The organism is Enterococcus sp. DIV1337a (assembly GCF_051712285.1).
Classification (GTDB): Bacteria; Bacillota; Bacilli; order Lactobacillales; family Enterococcaceae; genus Enterococcus; species Enterococcus faecalis.
Window position 1 is genome coordinate 35,252 of the sequence record NZ_JBIOOP010000002.1, and the last position, 20,681, is coordinate 55,932.

Consider the following 20,681-nt stretch of genomic DNA (forward strand, 5'->3'; position numbering starts at 1 on the left):
TCAAACTAAGGAGACTACTTATTATGTAAAAGAAAGAAGAAATAATTATGGAGAATAAACAAAAGCTAAAACGTCCTATTCAAAGAATAGTTAGACTATCAGAAGAAGAAAATAACTTAATCAAACGAAAAATTGAAGAAAGTTTCTTTCCGAACTTTCAAAATTTTGCATTGCACCTTTTGATTCAAGGAGAGATTCGCCACGTTGACTATTCCGAACTCAACAGACTAACTACCGAAATTCATAAAATTGGCATTAATATTAATCAAATGGCTCGTCTGGCCAATCAGTTTCACGAAATTTCGTCTGAAGATATTAAAGATTTGACCGATAAAGTTCATAGTTTAAATGCGCTGGTTCAGAGCGAATTAAACAAATTAATAAAGAGAAAGGAACAATCGTAAATGGTGTATACAAAACATTTTGTTATTCATACATTTGATAAATTAAACAATGCCTGCTCGTATATTGAGAATGCAGAAAAAACTGAAGTCACGAATGATAATCCGTCTGAACACTTGGAACATTTATTTCAATATATTGTAAATGACGATAAGACGTACATGAAAAAATTAGTTTCTGGGCATGGCATTGTGGATCCAACAAATCCTTATGAAGAATTTAAATTAACAAAATTACAAGCAGCAATTCAACGAAAAATCGGGTACACATTCGATCCAAAATCAGAACGATTGCTTCCACCAACGTTAACAGAATTAGAAAAAGGCAACGCCGTTTTAGCACACCATTTAATCCAATCATTTTCTCCAGAAGATGATTTAACGCCAGAAAAAACACATGAAATAGGATACAACACGGTGATGGAATTGACGGGTGGAGAGTATGAATTTGTGATCGCAACACATGTCGACAAGGAACATTTACACAATCATATTATTTTTAGTTCAACCAACTTAAAAACAGGTAAAGCCTTTCGTTGGCAAAAAGGAACCAAAAGAGTCTTCGAACAAATTTCGGATAAGATTGCAGCGAAGGAAGGTGCAAAAATAATCGAAAAATCACCAAAAAATTCGCATAAAAAATATACCATGTGGGAAACTGAATCGTTATACAAGGAAAAAATAAAATCTCGTTTAGACTTTTTATTAGAACAAAGTTCTTCAATTAATGATTTCTTAGAAAAAGCAGAAGCTTTGAATTTATCGGTAGACTTTTCTAAAAAGTGGACGACCTATCGATTACTTGACGAACCACAAATAAAAAATACTCGTAGTCGAAGCTTGTCAAAAAATGACCCCACTAGATATAATTATGAAAAGATTGTTGAACGATTGAAAGAAAATAAAAGTGTTTTAACTTTGAAAGAGGTTGTTGAAAAATATGTAGAAAAAAGTGAGAAGTCTAAAAATGAATTTGACTATCAATTAACTATTGATGAGTGGCAGATTTCTCATAAAACAACAAGAGGGTATTATGTAAATGTTGATTTTGGCTTTGGAGAGAGAGGAAAAGTCTTTATTGGGGCGTACAAAGTAGATCCACTTGAAAATGGTCAGTATAATATTTATGTAAAACGTAAAGATTTTTTTTATCTGATGAATGAAAAAAATGCAGACCGGAATCGGTATATGACTGGTGAAACTTTGATTAAACAATTACGCTTGTATAATGGCCAAACACCACTGAAAAAGGAACCTGTGATGCGAACCATCGATGAATTAGTCAACGCTATTAATTTTTTAGCAGCTAATGAAATTGAGGACACAAGACAACTAGAATTATTAGAAGAGAAATTAGAAGCTGCTTTTCTTGAAGCAGAAGAAACTTTAGAAACTCTTGACGAGAAGATGTTGGAGTTGCACCAGTTAAGCAACCTCTTATTAGAAAACGAACTGAATGGAGAACTAGAGTTGATTCAGCAAAAATTGAAAACATTGTTACCAGACGCAACACTTGCGGAATTTTCTTATGAAGATGTTCGAGGGGAAATAGAAGCAATTAAAACCAGTCAATCTCTGTTAGAGAATAAATTGGAACGAACGCGAAATGAAATCAATCAACTTCATGAAATTCAAGCTGTACAAAAAAAAGAAACCGCAAACCAAAATAATGTCAAACCCAAATTATAAAAACAACTGTTAAGGAATGAAAGGAGAGTTTTATGCTTATTTTGAAACGAGGATTGTCTGTAGTGTTATTTTTACCCTGTTTTATTCTACGTCTTCTTTTCCGTTACATTGGGCTGTTAACGATTCTTACTAGTGGTTTTACTACCACTTTAATACTAATCGTTGCTCGAATTTTAGCTTTTATTTTTTTAATTTACCCGATTGTGATTTTAACAACTGAAGAACTTAGAATGGAATGGTCAAGTTGGATTGCTTGGCTTTTATTTGGATTGATCGTTCTATTTTTCCATTATCTAGCTGCGTGGAACGAAGATATAGGCAGTTGGTTTCTGGATTTTTCTAATTTGTTGAGCAGGGTGCCAAGTAAACTTTGGGATGAATAGCTTATCTTACGTTTAAGAAGTATTGAATAAAAAATGTACTATTTTTTATGTTATAATAGAGGCGATAGTAAAGTTTAATGACGGTGGCTATCCAATCCGAAAGTGAGGTGGTGCGTATGTGCGTACTTCCAAAATCCAAAGAAAGGGGAAGCCTTTTGTCTGCATTGGAAACAATTCAGCTGATATTAAGCTTTGGTATGTTTACCATCGCATTGATTAAGTTGATTGTGGATTTGCTTAAAAATGACAAAAAGAAATAACCGTCTACTTTAGCAGGCTGACGATTATTTCTAAAATCTGTTAAAACTTGCCACCGTCTTTAGCGGTGCTATCATGAGGGCGTATGACTAGTACGTCCTCTTTACATGTTTATTATAACACATTCTCTACAAGAAGAAAGGCGGAAGCCTTTCTTTTTTTTCAGCGCGCCTTAACGGCGGTGGCGGTGGGAGTTTGGCGCGCTGAAAAAAACGCTCTTTTCTTGATTTCTAATCAAGAAGATACTCGCTAAAAGCGAGTATCAGGTTTGTCTTATATTATGATGATAAGGCGTGCTGTAAATTCTCTTGCCATTGTCTGACTGCTTGTTTTATCTTTTCTGGTATTTCCTGACGGTTACATTTTCCTTGTATTTGTATAACCTGTTGATTTCGACATTCTAATGTGAAGTAAGGCATATCTGGTTTTTCTTTTCTTCGGATGAAAACAATCGTTGTTTTTTCTTGTGTATGCCGTTCGATATAATGTTGACTGCCCACACAATGGTGTAGAATACTTCCTTCTTGAATGATTTCTTGTAATGAATGTGGTGTGAGAAAAAGTAAGTCGTCAATTTCAGCTTCTAATGCTTTAATTTGGTTTTTCCGTTCTTGATACTGCTTTTCTTCAAACTCACTTTTCAAAAGGTTTAGCGTGTTCATAGCGTTATCGTGAGCTACTTGTAAGTTTTCAGGATACAATACACTATCGTTATTAAGTGGGGTGTTCAACTCTTCTAACATGTGTAAATAGTCCATATAATAGTCAAAACGCTCCCCTTTTCGTATAAACCATTTTTGAAACTTGGTTAAGTTCACTTCTTTCGGTAATTGCTTGATTTGCGAATAATGCACGTACTTTTCTATTTCGTTTATCATAGGCGCATTTCGCTCTTTTAACGTTTTTTCTAACATGAATTCATGAAAGGTTGGATTTCTTGTTTTTAATTTTTGTTTATTCGCTTTTAGCCATTTCTTAGTAATCACTCTCATATCTGCTTTATGAAAATACAGTCCAAAAACGTTGCGATAGTCGTCAAAAATGATTTCATTCGCAAGAGTTGTTGCTCCTATCTTTTGTAAAAACTCAATTTCGTTTCGGTATTTATAAATATGTGCCAGTTCATGGCGCTCTATTTCAGGTAACTGTAAGTATTTTAATTCCGATACAGTGGTTAGTTTTTCTTGCCAGTTATTTGGATAAAATACCGTATTTGTATAAGCACTACTCATAAAACCATAATTTGACAACAAGCCCTCATACCAGTCGCCATGGTTGTAATGGGCTTTGAGGTGGGTATCGTTTGAAAAACGCTCAAAGTTTGACTGTTCATAAATAAGCGTTTCTTTACCGTCCTTTATCGTGTGCCAATAGCTATACGTTTGAATTTCTATTCGTTTTTTACTGATAAGGATAATACCGAATGAATAAAATTTTGTAGGATAAGAGAGCCTTGAGGCCTTTGTTAATCGCTTTTTGATAATCGGACAATTCTTGCGAGAACTCGCAAGAATTGTCTCCTTTTTGTTTTTCCATTCATACGTGGGTATTTGTGATGTACACCAATCAAAAAATGCTTTGGGTGGGGTTAGTGGTTTTTGTATTTCCCGATTCATATTCATTATAACTCGAACAATTTAATTTGTTCGTCCACCTCTTTTCTTTGAGGTTTAGGCTCTTCTTTTTTTGTCGGTTGCTTTTTGGCAGTCGTCATTACCTTTCCCATGGCTTTTATTTCGGGTAGTTTATCAAGCATGAAATATTCCTTTATCCAATTAAATGCTACCTCGTCTGGCACCATAGCACTTGTTTGGTTTTCTGCTTGTTCTTTGGCTTTTCCCATGCAGTAAGTGACAGCGCCTTTTATGGTTCTATCTTCCTTTAGAATACCTTGAAAAAGGGATTCATCATTTTGGTTGCATAGCCAATTATGGATATATTCGACTGTGTCGTCATGCTCGGTTTCTAGTTCTTTTAGCATTTTTTCAAGTGCTTGTTCTTGTGCAGTCAATGTACTTGTTAGGAAAAAGTGTTCATAAGAAAGTTTGTCACTAATTACTAGCCACTTGTATTTATTCCCTTGGTCTATTGTTTCGTCAATTGTTAGATAAAGGGAAGAATAGTTGCCGTCTGGGTCTTTAATCGCAATGGTGGCTTGTTCTGGTAGCTTTTCAAGATAAGAAAGCAACGTCACGACTGGATAAAGAGCTACTTCATAATTAGGATAGAAACATAAAAACTGGAAGGTTTTTCCGTTTCTTTCAATACTTTCTTTTCTGAAAGCTACACTGATATAACCTTGTGTATCGTCAAAAATAGTGGTTGCTAGATTTTGATTGTATTGTTTAAGTGCGTGTATCAATTCTTTTACGGTTTGTATATTTTGAAAGTCCATAACGTTCCCTCGTTTCTTTTGTTAGCCCAACCTCTTATGAATAAGAGGTTGGGGAAAATTCACTTGTCAAAGGTCTTGAGTTACGTTATACTTGAATTACAAATTTATTCAGGTATAACTACCAATTCTTTAGAAATCTTTTGTTCGCCGCAAAAGGTTTCTTTTTTTGTCTTTTTTTCGTGGAAATACTTTGATAATGGTTCAAAATCTTTCATATCTCCATTGCAATTCATGGTGCTTACTAGCCACTCTCCAGACTGACGTTGTGCATATAAATAGCCGTTGTTATCAGAGCCACGATAAGGTGTAAAGGTTACTTTCCCTTCAACGAGTTCCGTCCAACCATCAATTCGGTCAAGGTCAGTTAGCGTGAAGTATTGTTGTTCTCTTATTTCTTCTAATGATTGTGCAAGATACATTTCTGTTTCTGGTCGAACATATAGACAAAACTCGTGCCAACCACAACAAGTTAGTTCCCGACAGCCGACATTGTCGTATTCGTAAAGTACGTTTTCTTTCACTCCTAAACAGGACAGGCCTTTTTTCTGATTGATAACTTTTTGAATTTTTTCAGGGTCTTGGTAATGTTCATATAAAACAGCGCCTACGCCCTCTATATAACCGTCCCAGTGACAATATATGCCTTGATACGTTCCGTCTGCTTGTTCTTTAAAAATTGCTGTTCGTGTTCCCATAAAAGCTCTCCTCTTTCGTTGTTTTAAATGATAAACTCTGTTGCTTCGTGATTTTCTTCTGTCAAGATAATTTCTTGGTCGTAATACATGTTAGAAACCAATTCATGTGCCTGTTCTTCGCTTTCAGCAAATACAGAAACAGCTACCTCTAAGGTTTCAACAATTGTCACACAATATTTTTTCTTTTTTTCTGACATATTTATATGTCCTTCCATTCAATGTGATTTAAAAAGAATGCTAACTGATTCAAACGATTATTGGCATTTTTCAGACAACCATAGTTTAGTAACAATGTAGGCGTATCATTTTCAAGAATGGCTTTATTTAACTTCTGATATTCTTTACGTGCCTGCTCTAGCTGATTTTTTAGCTGTGGGTCGTTCATTTTTACTACTTCCTTTCTGGTTTTGATTTTTGTTTTCGAGCAACCATTTTTGTCTGGCGTGAGGGAGGGAAGCTGTTCGCTTCTTTGGCTCATGCTAGGACGTGGGACACTATCCTCCTTTCGTTTTTAGAGTTGATTGTTCATTTTCGCCAGTATGTTTCGGTCGGTTGCTGTGCCGAGAAAGAATCATAGACACCAAGAAAAGACAAGGGCGAACGGAGTGAGTTCATATACCCTTGTCTTTTCGACTGGCTATGATACTGTAACAAATAGCGACTGACCGGGACAGACGACAATGAGCGGTCATAAAACGATTGAGAGGACACACGTCCGTAAAAGCATGAGCCAAAGAGGCGAAATTTTAATGCACTTAAAAGAACTAGACGCAAAGCGGCTAGTTCTTTCTTTTCTTTTGCCTTGCTTTAGCAAGGCATTTCTTTCGAGCGGTGGTGGCGGTTGGAGCGAGATAGAAATAAACACTAAACAAAGTAATTAGGTATGAAAAAATGGAAAGACGATTTTTCAGTGAATAGTCATAAAATAAACTAAGGATTTTATATAAAAAAATAAACGAGAATAAAAGAAGGGAGTTCTCTTTTATCTTCGTTTATTTTTTGCGTATTCCTTTAAATCGTCTACGTGATACAAGCGTACAGTAGGTCGTTCACCGTTTACATGTTTAATTTCAAAGTAAGGCTTAATTGCATTCAATTTTACGGATTGTGTGAAGGCATTTAATGATTGGCCTGTAATTTTTGCAGCACCTTGTTTATCTACCACATTGTTTTCTAAATAAGTTAAAACTTCTTCACGAGAAAGATCTTTCATTGAATTACCCTCCTATATATACTATACAAAATATAGTATATAAAAAACCAAAATTTGTCAATATTCCTCATTGTTATACCATATTATTTCTAATTGATTCTATAAGCACTTTACTTAGCAATACATAAAAATTATGGTACAATTCAATTGTAGTTTTAAAGGATATTATGGTCACTAAGTTACACATATAAATTTTTATGGAGGTGTTGTATTATGGCAAATTTCTACGGAAATGATCCTTTTTTCAACAATGATATGGATGATGTTTTCAATCAATTATTTCGGCGTATGGATAATCAAAATTCGGAGCGTGCACGGTATTTAGTTAATGGACAATCGTTGACACCGGATGAGTTTGCTCAATACCGAGCAACTGGTAAGCTACCCCAAAATAATAAAACAATAGAAGTATCTAAAGATGGTGAACAGGCTGTTAAAAAAGGAGGGATTTTAGAAAAGTTAGGGACTAATTTGACGGAACAGGCTCGTGATGGATTACTAGATCCAGTGATTGGACGTGAGAAAGAGATTCAAGATACTGCAGAAATTTTGAGTCGTAGAACGAAAAATAATGCAATCTTAGTTGGTGATGCCGGTGTAGGTAAAACTGCAGTCGTCGAAGGTCTGGCACAAGCAATTGTGGCTGGTAAAGTTCCAGAAACGATTCAAGATAAAGAAATCTATTCGATTGATTTATCGTCTTTGGAAGCGGGAACTCAATATCGCGGTTCTTTTGAAGAAAATATTAAACAGCTGGTAGAGGAAGTTAAAGCAGCTGGTAATATTATTCTATTCTTCGATGAAATTCATCAGATTCTCGGCACGGGTGCCACTGGTGGTGAAGATGGTGGCAAAGGATTGGCTGATATCATTAAACCTGCTTTGTCACGTGGCGAGCTGAGTGTAATCGGGGCTACGACTCAAGATGAATATCGCAATACTATTTTGAAAAATGCGGCTTTGGCACGGCGATTCAATGATGTTGTGATTAATGAACCGACGGCCGCTGACACTTTACGTATATTACAAGGTGTTAAAAAGCTGTACGAAAAACATCATCATGTTGTATTACCAGATGATGTTTTGAAGGCGGCTGTGGATTATTCAATCCAATATATACCACAACGCACTTTGCCAGATAAAGCTATCGATTTGATCGACATGACTGCGGCTCATTTAGCGGCTAAAAATTCGCAAACTGATGTTGAGACATTGGATCAACGCCTTAAAAAATTAGAGGCAGCTAAGGAGGCCGCCATTAAAGCGGAGGACTTTACAAAAGCCGCTGATATCAAGAAGTCGATCGAGGAAACCAAGCAAAAAATTAAAGAAACGGATCAAAAAGAAAAAATCACTGCCACGATTGATGATGTGGCACAATCGGTTGAACGTTTAACTGGTATACCAGTTTCTGATATGGGCGCTAATGATATTGAGCGCTTGAAAAATCTTGATAAGCGTCTGAAAAGTAAGGTAATCGGTCAAGATGAAGCGGTTGAAATGGTAGCAAAAGCAATTCGGCGTAACCGTGCGGGCTTTTCAGAGGGTGATCAGCCGATTGGAAGTTTTCTGTTTGTGGGCCCAACTGGCGTAGGAAAGACTGAATTAGCTAAGCAATTAGCCTTAGATATGTTTGGAAATGAAAATGCGATTATTCGGCTAGATATGAGTGAATATGCTGATCGTACAGCTGTGTCGAAATTAATTGGTACCTCGGCTGGATACGTAGGCTATGAAGATAATGCTAATACTCTAACTGAACGGGTTCGGCGTAATCCATATTCCATTGTATTATTAGATGAAATTGAAAAGGCTGATCCACAAGTATTAACGTTACTGTTACAAGTGATGGATGATGGGCGCTTAACGGATGGACAAGGCAATGTCATTAATTTCAAAAATACGATTATTATTGCTACTTCTAATGCTGGCTTTGGTAATGAAGCATTAAGTGGTGACAAGCAACGAGATCAGTCATTAATGGATAAGTTAGCACCATTTTTCCGCCCAGAATTTCTGAACCGTTTTAATGGAATCGTGGAATTTTCACATCTGACTAAGCAAGACTTAAGTCAAATTGTCGATTTGATGTTGGCGGATGTACAAAAAACTTTAGCCAAAAAATCCATCAAACTTGAGGTAACTAAAGCGGCTAAAGATTGGCTGATGGAACAAGGCTATGATGAAGCAATGGGTGCGCGGCCATTACGGCGAGTAATTGAACAACAAATTCGTGATAAGGTAACGGATTTCTACCTTGACCACTTAGATGTCAAAAATTTGAAGGCTGATTTAGTGGATGATGAGATTGTGATATCGGCAGCTTAGCTTAAATCAGTGTTCATAAATAACTTTATATAAGAGGAGATTTATTGGGAAGGAGATTGCTTGATAGATCTCCTTTTTTCGTTGATTTTTACCATTTGATATTAATCTATTGAGTAATATGGGTAGCGTCAAGAATCTTGTGTAAATGAAATGCCTCCGTACATATAATATGATGCTATTTTTGTATTTACTTTTACTGTTTTTCTTAGGATTAGGGGGAGTAGGTACTGCTATTTTGGATGACTATAAGTGGTCGTTGTTTAGTGGAATTTGTAGGAGAATGAAAAAAAGTGCAACTGTTGAGTCTTATGAATGCTGGAAGAAGGAAATGAATGTGTAGAGGTATACAAAAGAGCCTAGCAATAGATACTAGGCTTTTTCCTATGGCTTTAAAATGTATACAGGTGGAATATGAATGTTGTTTGGACGATCACCGTTTCTGTCAGATAAACGTTGGAAAGCGCCGTGTAGACCTTCTACCAAATGACTGGATGGCAATAAATTGTGCCAATTTGTTACGATTTGATTTAATTTATTTAATCGATTCTGTTTTTCATTAAGTTGATCATCCATGTAAATATTTAGTACGTTTGTTAGGTATTGTGCCCACATTTTTAATGGTGTTAGTATCAAATCTTAGACAGCTTTTCGTAGAGACAAGAATAAATTAAACTTATCTACGAGAGGATGAATTTTTATGACCCGATATGAAGAAAATTTTAAACAAATGATTATTGAACTGAATCAAACTGGACGTTCTGTTCGAGGGTTAGCGAAAGAATATGGCTTATCTGAAGCAACGATTTACAAATGGAAGAATTTATATTTACCTGATCAGTCCACAGGACTGACTGGAAAAGAAGTAGCTGAACTGAGAAAAGAAAATGCTCGTTTAAATGAGGAACTTGAAATCTTAAAAAAAGCCGCAGCCATATTCTCTCGGAAAACCTAAATTCGCTTGTTCAATTTATTGAAAAATGGTGTAAGGATTACACTGTTTCTTTGTTGTGTCGGTTATTAGAAATCCCTAGAAGTGTCTATTATTTTTATAAGAATAAACCGTTGACAGCTACAGAAATCAGAAATAATAAGTTGAAAAAGAAGATTTCAACAATTTTTTTTACGAATAAACAACGCTATGGTGCCACAAAGATCCATCAAGTTTTATTAAAAGAAGGGATTTCAGTATCTCTTAAACATGTCCAAAAGCTAATGAAACAATTAAATTTAAGGTCGATTGTAGTTAAAAAATATAGACCTCAAAGGTCTAATAAACCGATCATTTTAAAAGAGAATCTCTTAAATCAGGACTTTTCTACTGAAACGATCTGTGAGAAATGGGCAGCTGACATTACGTACATTCCTACTAAGAAAAATGGTTGGTGTTACTTATCTTCAATCATGGATTTACACACGAAAAAAATTATTAGTTATACATTTTCAAAACGAATGACTGTGGATTGTGTCATTCAAACATTGAATAAAGCAAAAATACATTATCACATTCCAGAAGGAATGATTCTAGACACTGACTTGGGCAGCCAATACACAGCAAGAGAAGTGGAACAATGGCTTAAAACCAACAAAATAAGGCATTCTTATAGTAGAAAAGGAACACCTTATGATAATGCTGGAATCGAATCTTTCCATGCCTCATTGAAAAAAGAAGAAGTCTACACGACTAGCTACTCAGATTTTGAAGAAGCAAATCGAGCGCTATTTAGCTACATTGAAGGATTTTATAACCGAAATCGAATCCATAGCTCGATTCACTATCTAACCCCACAGGAATTTGAAGAATTAGCAAAAGAAAAAATGGCTTAACCGTCTCTACTAAAATGTGTCCAAGATATTGACTCAAATCCAAATTGAAGAAATGAAAAAGTTCGGCGCAGAAAAAATTTTCATCGAGAAACAATCTGGAGCAACGATTACTCATCGACCGATTTTCCAGGAAGCTTTAGAGTTTGTCCGAGACCAAGATATTTTTATTGTCGAAGCAATCGACCGACTTGGAAGAAATTACGACGAAATCATTGCTTCAGTCAATTACCTAAAGAAGAAAAACGTGCAGCTGATCATCACCAGTCTACCGATCATGGCTGAAGCAATTGGCAATCCTCTTTTGGATAAATTCATTAAAGATTTAATCATCCAAATTTTGGCCATGATTGCAGAGCAAGAGCGTACCGAATCTAAACGACGCCAGGCGCAAGGCATTAAAATTGCAAAAGCAAATGGCGTCTATAAAGATCGTCCAAAACTCTATAGTGCAGATACAAAAAATCCTCAACGACGTTTAGTTTATGAAAACATCGTTAAGGATTTAAATGAGGGCATAGCTATTTCAAAAATTGCTAAAAACTACAATATTACTAGACAAACTATTTACAGAATTAAGAATGATATTGAGTATAACAGTAATCAAATGAATTAAAAAAGTTCTTTATACATTAAAATTTCTTCTTTTAACTCATCAATTCTAGGAGATCTAACATCAGAATCAGCAATTGCATTTAATAACTCATCAATATTTTCTTTATTCGCTAGTAAAGGATCATAGTATTTTATATTCTTTTTAATTAATTCCAGAGTTTTTATATTTTGTTCTTTGTAATTAGCTAGAATTTCTTCTACAGTTTCGCCTGAAATCATAGCCATATCTGAACCAGTATTGATTCCTTTGAATGGATAAGGTTCTTTATCATATGCCTTTATCATTTCTACTAAATCATCATATCCTAAGTGTTCTTTAACATACAGCATAAAATTTATTAATGTAAAAAATGGCATTGAAGAATAGTCTGGAAATATAAATTGAAACAGTTTGTTCGCAAAATATTTATCATCATCATTGCTTTCTGGTGACACTGACAGGCTGCTAAGCCACTTTAAATACAATTCAAATATAATTATTTGTTTTTGTGAATTATCTTCATTCTCATCATAAATAAGTTTATCGGGTAAAAGATTATCTAAGTTATCTACTAAAGATAGGCTATTAGCTTTCTTGGCATAAGATATTAATTTTAAAATATTATTATTTAGGAATAATCTATATTCTTCTCCAGATAATTCTTCTAAAAATTGTGATAGGAATTGATTATATCTGTTACTAGAATTCCAATTAAAAATAGAGTTTTTTGTATAGATATCGAAAAAATCATTTACTTTTTTTATATCTATATTCTTTCCTTCAAGATACACACATTTTATTTCGGAATAAATAAATTTGGATAAACGCTCATAAACATCATAATCGATAGTATTGTACGTATTTATTTCATCAAATTTATTCATGTCTATACTAGTGAAAAAGATAGACATAAATTTTAATTTTTTTTCATAGTCTTTATTTTCTTCACATTGATCTATATACATATCCATCAGATCGATTTCTTCTATCTCTCCATGTTGATCCACTGAATTCCATATGAGAGACCATATTTCTTTCTGAACAGCTTCATTCTTGGATAAGTTACTAATATATCTTTTCCTACATTCTGTTCTATATTTAACGGTTTCACTAGAATTGTTTTTTGAATAAGTACGCTTGTTAATAATCCAAAAATAGCACCTAACTAACGATAGAATAGATAAGCTTATGCCGATTACATATAAAAGAAGTACTATACAGTTAAGTTTTCTATAAAACTCATTACTTGCTGAATTTGTTTGATAGAAAAGTAAAGGCAATGTTAACAATATTAGTCCAAAAGACAGTTTTTTTATTTTTATAACTTGATCAAATACTACCATTTTATCCCAATCAACAGCATTCTCATTTTCAAATAAAAATGTAGCAATTGGTATAAATAATGCCAACACTGTACTTGTTATATTCCATAAAAATCCCGAATCCATAATTATTTTCCTCCTATATAAAATTTGTAAAATGTAAATATAATTACTCAATTATCTTTTTAAAAGCTTCCTCCATTAATATAATATTATCATCCAAATCGTCGATGTTGGGAGCGTCAATAATTTTGTGTAAATAACTCGTCCTTCTGCAAAATAATGGGTTACTCAGTAAACATTGAAGCTAATGTATCCGTCACTTGTTGGAAGCCTTTATGGCTTCTATTTAAGAATTTTTGATTGTATGTATCAAAGATGGATACTAGGAAACACTCTAGTGATTCTTCATTTTGAAACTGATCTTTTCTGCGGCTGTATTTCTTGATTTGTTTATTGAAAGATTCGATTAAATTAGTTGAGTAAATGCTTCGGCGGATACCAGGCGGAAACTCATAAAAAGTCAATAAATCTTGATTTTTTATCAGTGACTGCGTCACTTTAGGATAAGTTTTCTGCCACTTCTCAATCATACTCCCTAAAAAGGTATTTGCCTCTTCCTTTGAGCTAGCTTGATAAACAGCCTTAAAATCATCACAGATTTCTTTTCGATCTTTGACACGTACTTTATGAGCAATATTACGGGAAACGTGAACACAGCAATGTTGGTATTTAGCTTTAGGATAAATCTGGTGAATCGTATCTTTCATGCCTTTTAAGCCATCGGTAATAAACAGTAAGACATCATGAACCCCTCTGGAGTAAATGTCCTGTAACAACTCATTCCAAACGTAGGTCGATTCAGTCGGAGCAATCGCATAACTTAGTACTTCTTTAGTGCCGTCTTCTCGTATACCAATGGCAATATAGATTGCTTCTTTGGAGACGGTTTGCCGTTTTAAAGGAATATAAGTAGCATCCATGAAAATAGCGACATACTTATCATTTAGAGTTCTAACTTTAAATGCATTTACTTCTTCAGTCAGCACTTTAGTCATGTTGGACATGGTTTGGAGCGTGTAGTGATGCCCATACATTTTCTCAATCAAGTCTGCGATTTCCGACATGGTAATACCTTTTCGGAAGAGGTGAATGACGGTCTCCTCTAAGGTATCATTCGTCCGTCTATAAGCAGGAACAGTCTGTTGCTTGAACTCGCCGTTGCGGTCGCGCGGAATCTGGAGATGAAGTTCCCCGTACTCGGTCTTGACCGTACGGTCATAGGAGCCGTTACGAGAATTACCCGTGTTAAAACCAATACGATCGTACTTTTCGTAATCGAGGAAAGCCGTTAACTCCGTTTTGAGAAGCGTATTGACAGCTTTTTCCAAATGGACACGGAATAATTCATTCAAATCGCCTTTGTTCGCTAGAGTCTTTAGAATTTCTGTAGTAAAATCGTTCATATGGAAGTCCTCTTTTCTGTGAATGTGTTGTGGTAACTCTATTCTACAGAAGGGACTTCCTTTTTTCTATTTACACAAAATATTTTACACTCTCTCGATGTTACATCTATAGAATTCTTTTATTACTTTCAAAGTATCTAAAGTTATCACAAATGATAGTTTTTCCAATACATGTATTTGTAACGCTGATTCTATTCCAATATTTGATGCAATATGATTAATAGTGCCAGTTCCATGAACATCCATTGATCCAATTCCATATATAGAAAAATATAGAGATTTGTCGATATTAAGTCTTTTCATCAACTTCAGTATGCTTGTTTTCTTTTCTTGGTCTAAATCGTACCAATGCCTATTGTCCCATCTTTTTGTTCCTTTATACTTAAATAATTTTTTCTGTTCATTCTTGTAATACGTAATTATATCATATGATTTGTCAAATTAAGCTAGAATAAAATGCTTCTTGTACATAGCTCAAAAATATTTCGATTGGTGTTCTGTAATTCAATGATTTTCTTGGAATATGATTACGTTGATTGCTGACACTGGAAATAAATGTCTGATTCACTTCTCTAAAATCCATTGATTTCGGCAGTCCATTACGACGCAGAATCCCGTTAGAATTCTCGTTTAATGGGCGTTGAGAAGGTGTTCCAGGGTCCGCAAAATATATATCAATATCATGTTGGTTACTAATGGCTTTCCAGTTAGAAAATTCTTTTCCACAGTCAAACGTAATAGATTTAAAGAAGTTTTTAGGGAAGCGAGAAAACCATTGATTAAGGGCAGTTTCAATATCTAATGCCTTACGGCCGTTGGGTTTAATCGTGATAATGACTTTAGATAACCTTTCAACTAAAGTAATGACGGCACTTTTATGATGAATGCCAACGATCGTATCACCTTCAAGGTGACCAAACTCAGAATTGAAATCAGGATAATTATCAGGTCGATCATGGATTGAGCGCTGATACTGTTGTTTTCCCCGTTTTTCCTGATGGCCATTGGGTTTTCTTTTACCTTTCATCGGTAGTGTGTCAATATCAAATATTCCTTTAGAAAATAAACGATAAAGTGTTCTCATACCGCATGAAACAGGCCTTTCTTTTCGCCCGATAATGACGTCAGGCGTCCAACCAAGAGTGACTTTCTCTTTAATGTAATCTACTTCATGAGCAGGTAATTGAATGACTTTTCTCCCACATTTTTTCTTATTTTCTTTATACTGGTGCCAATAATCAAGAGCAGTCTTGCCTTGGTTGAACTTATTGACTACACTATAAATAGTTTGTATAGCACGTCCCATTCGGTTAGCGATTTCAACCGGCTTATTATGTTGAAGATAATATGATTCTATCATTGTCAGTTCGTCTATGGTAAGATGTTTGTAGGTCATTTATGGTTACACTCCTTTGTTTTCTTTCGTCGGAAATACAATTTGAGTGTACCATAAATGCCTTTTTATTTTTCTAACTTAATTTTACAATTCGCGTTATTAAAATGAAAAAAGAATACGTGATTAACCGTAGTCATGAAAATTAATCCCTAGGCAATTTTAGCAAATTATCATTTGGTGTATCATTCGGTTCAGATCGAACATATCGCTGTCCATTTCTCATTGCAGGAATTAATTTAGGGTATGGATAGATGTTAACATCAACAGTATTTCCGCCTTTTATAAAATCATAGATTGATTCTTTTGAGTAATATGCGGGTTGTTTGACACCAGTCAAATAAATATCTTTAATTTCTGTAACATCATTTGAAAAACCTTTTGAATCATTCATCCTAATTTTGGTTCTGTTGCAAAGTTTTAAATAAAGAATAAAATCCCTTACGGTATCTATGATTTAAGCTGGGATTCCCAATAATACCTTGATTTCAGTACAGACCGAAAACCCGAAGAGAGTGCCTTCTTTTCGGGTTTTCTTATATAACCCTCGGATGGCTTCCATGCCTTTAATCGTGGGTGAGGCAGTGCGTAAACTTCGATAGAATTTATTGCGTCTCTTTACTGGACGATGGTCTTGTTCAATCAAATTATTCAGGTATTTAATGGTACGATGTTCTGTCCCTTGATAAAAGCCGTATTCTTTTAGTTTCTTAAAGGCACTTGTAATAGAGGGGGCTTTATCTGTGACCACAACCTTCGGTTCATCAAACTGCTTCACTAACCGCTTAAGAAAAGCATACGCTGCTTGTGTGTCCCGTTTTTTACGTAACCAAATATCCAAGGTTAAACCATCTGCATCGATGGCTCGATACAAATAATGCCATTTTCCTTTAATTTTGATGTACGTTTCATCCATTTTCCATGAATAAAAGGATTTTTTATTTTTCTTTTTCCAAATTTGATAGAGTAGTTTACCATATTCTTGCACCCAACGATAAATCGTCGTATGAGAAACGTTAATGCCACGATCATATAAGATTTCTTGAACTTCACGATAGCTAAGGTTATAACGAAGATAGTAGCCCACGGCTACAATAATCACATCCTGCTGAAATTGCTTTCCTTTAAAATGATTCATCGTCATTCCTCCTGCTATCTTTTTCTATTATTCTACCTTATTTGATAGTAGATTTAAAACTTTGCAACAGAACCCTAGTGGGAATAACATCTTGCGTAGCAAGAAACGTCCGTCTGTGTCTTTTGAGCGCATGATAACAACCAAAGGTACAAAATAGATACAACCTAGATACAAATACAACCAAAAATCCAGTAATTTAGTTGCCATTAATCTACTTTCTCCTCCTTTCAATAATTAAATAATTAATTAAATAAATAAATAATTTATTTATAAAGCGTCAATGAACGAAGCTAGCATTTCAGACTTATTTTTAAAACCATTCTTACGTGCTTCTTGATCCATTTTTTTCAATTGACTTTCAGTGATAGAAAAAGTAACTGATCGCTTTTTTTCTTCTGGTTTGTTTTTAGGACTAATAATAGCTTGCAAGGCTTTTTTTACACTTTCTCCCTCGCTTGTCTCTGGGTTAATTGTAGATTTTAAATTGTTTTTTACTGCTTTATCTTTATCTTTGTTGAATGCTTCAAAACTCATAATCATTCTCCTTTATTTTTTATTTAGTAATGTCATAAATTGCGTTAAAACTATTGTTAATTTCAACAATGGCTTTTTTATTCGATTGTGCAATCTTAGTGTCTATCTCTGAAAAATCAAAAACAGATAAATGTTGAGTTGTAGCCTTATTGAATATGGCGCTGATGTCAAGATTATGGACAGGCTTTTTTGGCACCGAGAGGTACCGCACTCCGAAAATTTTTCAAAACCCGGATTTCAGCTTAAAACGGCGTGATTTCTGGGTGTTTTTGTAGGTGGAACAGGGCCGAGCCCTACCGGTGAGAGAAAACAGGTGGTATAGATTGTGAACCAGCCGAATTTCACAAGTTGTATCGTGCAACAAATAAGCCTTCACAAGGCGAATTTTTGAAATTCACAAGTGACGGCTTATAAACGGCGTCGTACCGGCTAGTGCCGATAACCGAGATTAAGTAAACCAGACATTGGTCTAGGCGGCCCGAAGCCAATCAGTGCGTGAGTTGATGCGACTGTTGTTGTACCAGTTCACATACCACTCGACAGACACCCGGACATCATCAATGGTCCTGTACTCTTCGTGATAAATCATTTCGCGCTTGATGAGCGAATGGAAGCTCTCGATACGAGCGTTATCGTAAGGATGCCCCTTACGGGAGTAAGAGTGATTTATTCCAGAGTTTTGTAATGTTCCTTCGAACAGGCTAGAAGTGTATTGGCTTCCCATGTCGCTGTGAATCATCTTTGGCTTACCGTTGGCTCTTAGAGCCTTAACTACGACGGATGTTGCGAATTCCTTGGTCATTTCTGGACTTAGTCCGTATGAGACTACGCGACGCTTTTCTGGGTCATAGACGGTTGCCAGATAAACCCACTCACGATTCATCAACTGGATGTATGTAATGTCAGTTGCCAGAACGCCACTCAAATTATCCAACTTCTTCATGAGGTTGGGCTTTTGAGGTGTGTCAGTGGTTGTTGTTGGCTTCTTGTATGACTTCTTGACCATGCGAGATTTGAGATTGAGCTCATTCATGAGTTCCCAAACCAAACGATCGCCAACATCAGTCTTCAAAATGAAGCGCAAGAACGCTGCGATACGACGGTAGCCATAGATGCCACGATTGGTGTTATAAACGGCTTTAATTGCCGTTTTCAGAGCATTACGCCGTGTTTCTCGTTGGCTAGGTTGCCAGTTTTTCCATTGATAATACGTGCTTCGAGCAATGTTCAAAGCCGATAAAACGCTTGTTATGCGGTGTCCCATTGCGAGTGACCGGTCAATGATTTCCAGTCCTAACTCGCGATTTTGCGTTAATTGTACTTCGAAAGCAACACCGCGGCTCGTTTTAAAATCTCAAGTTCTTCGCGAAGTTTGGCGTTTTCCTTTTGTAATGCGTTTACATCAGCTTGCGTCCATTTTTCGCCGTCCACTTCGTGGACTGTGTACAATTTGACCCAGTTACGGATTGAATCGGCCGAAGGCCCGTATTCAGCGGCTAGTTCAGTGTAAGAACGCCCTTGGTTGTGCATCTCGACAAGAGATTGCTTAAATTCTGGTGAATATCGAATCATATAAAAAATGCTCCTCTGCTATTAGTTTACAGGGCAGAGAAAAATCTGTCCGTAAATCTAGCATAAGAGCATATTTCTCTTTCAGGAACAATAGTCAATACCGTCTTATCATCTTTAATGTGATCCAGTAGTTCACGAGAGGTGCTAGTGTTGTGCTTGACCATGTTAGCTACAAAGAATAATTTTGCGTCTACGTAAGTCTCACCAGTCTTATAGTCAAACAATGCTTTTCTAAACTTCTCTAAACGTGTTTCTAAGTCAAATTTAGCTGAATAACCATGTTCACTTGGTGTGATAGGACTAATCAAATAATTACTTAATGCAATAGCATTTTTAGTAATAGTTCCAAAATCAGGGTGCGTATCGATCAATATATAATCATAGCTAGCAATGTTGAGAATATCATAGTTATTTTTAAGCCACATGTACAACATCATTTCTTTGTTGCTGTTGTTTTCTAATTTACTTCCGATTTCATCTAAATCAAAATATCCAGCTATTAGATCCAAATTCTCTTTAATATGATCTATTTGAACTTTTTGAGCGTCCTCTTCATCTTTAAAGGCTTCTGCAATTGTGTTGTTTCTTCTTGTTGGTTCAAATATCGTTGTTAAATTACATTGATGATCTAAGTCAATTAATAGAACTTTGTTTCCTTGCCTAACTAGCCAATCGCTATAATTAAGCGTCATAGTTGTCTTTCCCACACCGCCTTTGATAGCTGTAAACGTAAGTGTATAATAACAAAAAAATTGTAGTGGACTATCGCAATTAATAGATGTTATACAATAAAAGCAAACAAAAAGGCACTCTTAAGGTGCCCACATTATTTTAACGATCATTAAGATCATCAAAATAACGTTTAATTGCGAACGTCACAACAGCAACACAGATTGCGTTAAACAATTGTGTGAGTTCTTGAAAAAAGTAAATCATGGAGTCTAAACCTCCTTGCCGTTGCAGTATAGTAGGAAACAACAGCTTTTTAAGTATAGCATGTTTTGAAATACCAATAATATGATGTTATAATGTTAATAGGAAAAAGTACATGGAGACTAACCTCTCTAGTAAAAAGGGCTAGTGCGTAGGAACACCAGCTCTTTTTGTTTGTCTTTTTTTGAAGCAAGTTTCCTTTCAGGGCGAGACAGTGTATAATTATAAACAATAACTGCCATGAAACAGCTCTGCTGTTTCAAAGGCTTGGGCCAGTACGCTGGGCAAGCCTGGTGGCCCACTTTAAAATACAGTGACGCTGATAGTATGATGGCTAGACTGTTATTTTTGACAATTAAAGACGATTAAAAAAATAACTAAGCCCCCCAAATTACTAATAGGGGGGGTAAAATTGCAAATAAACCGACAGGTAACCCCTCCTCAACGCTTGGGGGAGTAAGATTAAGTTGACATTTCTATTATGGGGCAAAAAGGTAATAAACGCCCCTTTGATGAGATTTATCTAATAAAATCAAGAAAGGTGC

23 protein-coding genes are annotated in these 20,681 nt (G+C 35.4%); 7 read left to right on the forward strand and 16 right to left on the reverse strand.

Annotation, left to right across the window (positions count from 1 at the left end; translation table 11 throughout):
- The first annotated feature begins 47 nt into the window (after positions 1–47).
- The 4 genes from mobC to pepG1 all read left to right on the forward strand — a co-directional run bounded on the left by mobC (position 48) and on the right by pepG1 (position 2,733).
- On the forward strand, positions 48–404 hold the full coding sequence (gene mobC / locus IGL49_RS12375) for a plasmid mobilization relaxosome protein MobC (protein WP_002365872.1): 357 nt from the start codon (positions 48–50) through the stop codon (positions 402–404).
- Positions 405–2,090 carry a relaxase/mobilization nuclease domain-containing protein gene (locus tag IGL49_RS12380; RefSeq protein ID WP_104858180.1) on the forward strand — a complete coding sequence of 562 codons (1,686 nt, stop codon included), beginning with the start codon at positions 405–407 and terminating at the stop codon, positions 2,088–2,090.
- 32 nt (positions 2,091–2,122) lie between these two features.
- Positions 2,123–2,473, forward strand: a complete 351-nt coding sequence (locus IGL49_RS12385; protein ID WP_104858756.1) for a PcfH protein — start codon at positions 2,123–2,125, stop codon at positions 2,471–2,473.
- A gap of 116 nt (positions 2,474–2,589) precedes the next feature.
- The gene (gene pepG1, locus IGL49_RS12390) at positions 2,590–2,733 is read left to right on the forward strand and encodes a type I toxin-antitoxin system toxin PepG1 (RefSeq protein ID WP_073438140.1); all 144 of its coding nucleotides are present in this window, start codon (positions 2,590–2,592) and stop codon (positions 2,731–2,733) included.
- Between the two features lie 276 nt (positions 2,734–3,009).
- Here pepG1 and IGL49_RS12395 read toward each other — a convergent pair whose 3' ends face one another.
- The 6 genes from IGL49_RS12395 to IGL49_RS12420 form a co-directional block, all read right to left on the reverse strand.
- Entirely contained in the window at positions 3,010–4,353 is a 1,344-nt protein-coding gene (locus tag IGL49_RS12395; RefSeq protein WP_073438139.1) for a PcfJ domain-containing protein, read from the reverse strand.
- Positions 4,353–5,126, reverse strand: coding sequence for a Cas9 inhibitor AcrIIA9 family protein (locus IGL49_RS12400; RefSeq protein ID WP_104858755.1), 774 nt, complete (start codon positions 5,124–5,126; stop codon positions 4,353–4,355). Before IGL49_RS12400 ends, IGL49_RS12395 begins: the two co-directional genes overlap by 1 nt.
- A gap of 104 nt (positions 5,127–5,230) precedes the next feature.
- The gene (locus IGL49_RS12405; protein ID WP_002362400.1) at positions 5,231–5,821 is read right to left on the reverse strand and encodes a hypothetical protein; all 591 of its coding nucleotides are present in this window, start codon (positions 5,819–5,821) and stop codon (positions 5,231–5,233) included.
- Between the two features lie 23 nt (positions 5,822–5,844).
- The gene (locus IGL49_RS12410) at positions 5,845–6,036 is read right to left on the reverse strand and encodes a DpnD/PcfM family protein (protein ID WP_025186373.1); all 192 of its coding nucleotides are present in this window, start codon (positions 6,034–6,036) and stop codon (positions 5,845–5,847) included.
- Positions 6,021–6,206, reverse strand: coding sequence for a hypothetical protein (locus IGL49_RS12415; RefSeq protein ID WP_002362398.1), 186 nt, complete (start codon positions 6,204–6,206; stop codon positions 6,021–6,023). The genes IGL49_RS12410 and IGL49_RS12415 overlap by 16 nt, the downstream gene beginning before the upstream one ends.
- A gap of 597 nt (positions 6,207–6,803) precedes the next feature.
- Positions 6,804–7,034, reverse strand: coding sequence for a hypothetical protein (locus IGL49_RS12420; protein WP_002360849.1), 231 nt, complete (start codon positions 7,032–7,034; stop codon positions 6,804–6,806).
- A gap of 213 nt (positions 7,035–7,247) precedes the next feature.
- On the opposite strand from IGL49_RS12420, the gene clpL reads away from it, so the two are divergent.
- Positions 7,248–9,362, forward strand: coding sequence for an ATP-dependent protease ClpL (gene clpL / locus IGL49_RS12425; protein WP_002362396.1), 2,115 nt, complete (start codon positions 7,248–7,250; stop codon positions 9,360–9,362).
- 381 nt (positions 9,363–9,743) lie between these two features.
- Here clpL and IGL49_RS12430 read toward each other — a convergent pair whose 3' ends face one another.
- Entirely contained in the window at positions 9,744–9,935 is a 192-nt protein-coding gene (locus tag IGL49_RS12430) for a hypothetical protein (RefSeq protein WP_002293199.1), read from the reverse strand.
- 124 nt (positions 9,936–10,059) lie between these two features.
- On the opposite strand from IGL49_RS12430, the gene IGL49_RS12435 reads away from it, so the two are divergent.
- Positions 10,060–11,186 (forward strand): IS3 family transposase gene (locus IGL49_RS12435; protein ID WP_104854808.1). Its coding sequence is split into 2 segments (ribosomal slippage): positions 10,060–10,288 and positions 10,288–11,186, totalling 1,128 coding nucleotides; the frame shifts between segments, so codons are not numbered across the junction.
- A gap of 52 nt (positions 11,187–11,238) precedes the next feature.
- Positions 11,239–11,799, forward strand: coding sequence for a recombinase family protein (locus tag IGL49_RS12440; protein ID WP_240185545.1), 561 nt, complete (start codon positions 11,239–11,241; stop codon positions 11,797–11,799).
- Here IGL49_RS12440 and IGL49_RS12445 read toward each other — a convergent pair.
- The 9 genes from IGL49_RS12445 to IGL49_RS12485 all read right to left on the reverse strand — a co-directional run bounded on the left by IGL49_RS12445 (position 11,796) and on the right by IGL49_RS12485 (position 19,979).
- Positions 11,796–13,226: a hypothetical protein gene (locus tag IGL49_RS12445; RefSeq protein ID WP_002362390.1), complete on the reverse strand. Its 1,431-nt coding sequence runs from the start codon at positions 13,224–13,226 to the stop codon at positions 11,796–11,798. The two genes, IGL49_RS12440 and IGL49_RS12445, sit on opposite strands and share 4 nt — an antisense overlap.
- A 161-nt stretch (positions 13,227–13,387) precedes the next feature.
- Entirely contained in the window at positions 13,388–14,566 is a 1,179-nt protein-coding gene (locus IGL49_RS12450; protein WP_113837405.1) for an IS256-like element ISEfm2 family transposase, read from the reverse strand.
- Positions 14,567–15,002: 436 nt separating this feature from the next.
- Complete coding sequence (locus IGL49_RS12455; protein ID WP_002362389.1) at positions 15,003–15,962, reverse strand: IS30-like element IS6770 family transposase; 960 nt, start codon at positions 15,960–15,962, stop codon at positions 15,003–15,005.
- Between the two features lie 142 nt (positions 15,963–16,104).
- Positions 16,105–16,353 (reverse strand): DUF3892 domain-containing protein, encoded by a 249-nt coding sequence (locus tag IGL49_RS12460; RefSeq protein ID WP_113837406.1) that lies wholly within the window; start codon positions 16,351–16,353, stop codon positions 16,105–16,107.
- A gap of 63 nt (positions 16,354–16,416) precedes the next feature.
- On the reverse strand, positions 16,417–17,097 hold the full coding sequence (locus IGL49_RS12465; protein WP_013646119.1) for an IS6-like element IS1216 family transposase: 681 nt from the start codon (positions 17,095–17,097) through the stop codon (positions 16,417–16,419).
- 267 nt (positions 17,098–17,364) lie between these two features.
- Complete coding sequence (locus IGL49_RS12470; RefSeq protein ID WP_141409983.1) at positions 17,365–17,631, reverse strand: hypothetical protein; 267 nt, start codon at positions 17,629–17,631, stop codon at positions 17,365–17,367.
- A gap of 469 nt (positions 17,632–18,100) precedes the next feature.
- Complete coding sequence (locus IGL49_RS12475; protein ID WP_267490115.1) at positions 18,101–18,922, reverse strand: IS3 family transposase; 822 nt, start codon at positions 18,920–18,922, stop codon at positions 18,101–18,103.
- Between the two features lie 20 nt (positions 18,923–18,942).
- Positions 18,943–19,203 carry a transposase gene (locus IGL49_RS12480; protein ID WP_003610944.1) on the reverse strand — a complete coding sequence of 87 codons (261 nt, stop codon included), beginning with the start codon at positions 19,201–19,203 and terminating at the stop codon, positions 18,943–18,945.
- Between the two features lie 26 nt (positions 19,204–19,229).
- Entirely contained in the window at positions 19,230–19,979 is a 750-nt protein-coding gene (locus IGL49_RS12485) for a ParA family protein (RefSeq protein WP_258528739.1), read from the reverse strand.
- Positions 19,980–20,681: the final 702 nt, after the last annotated feature.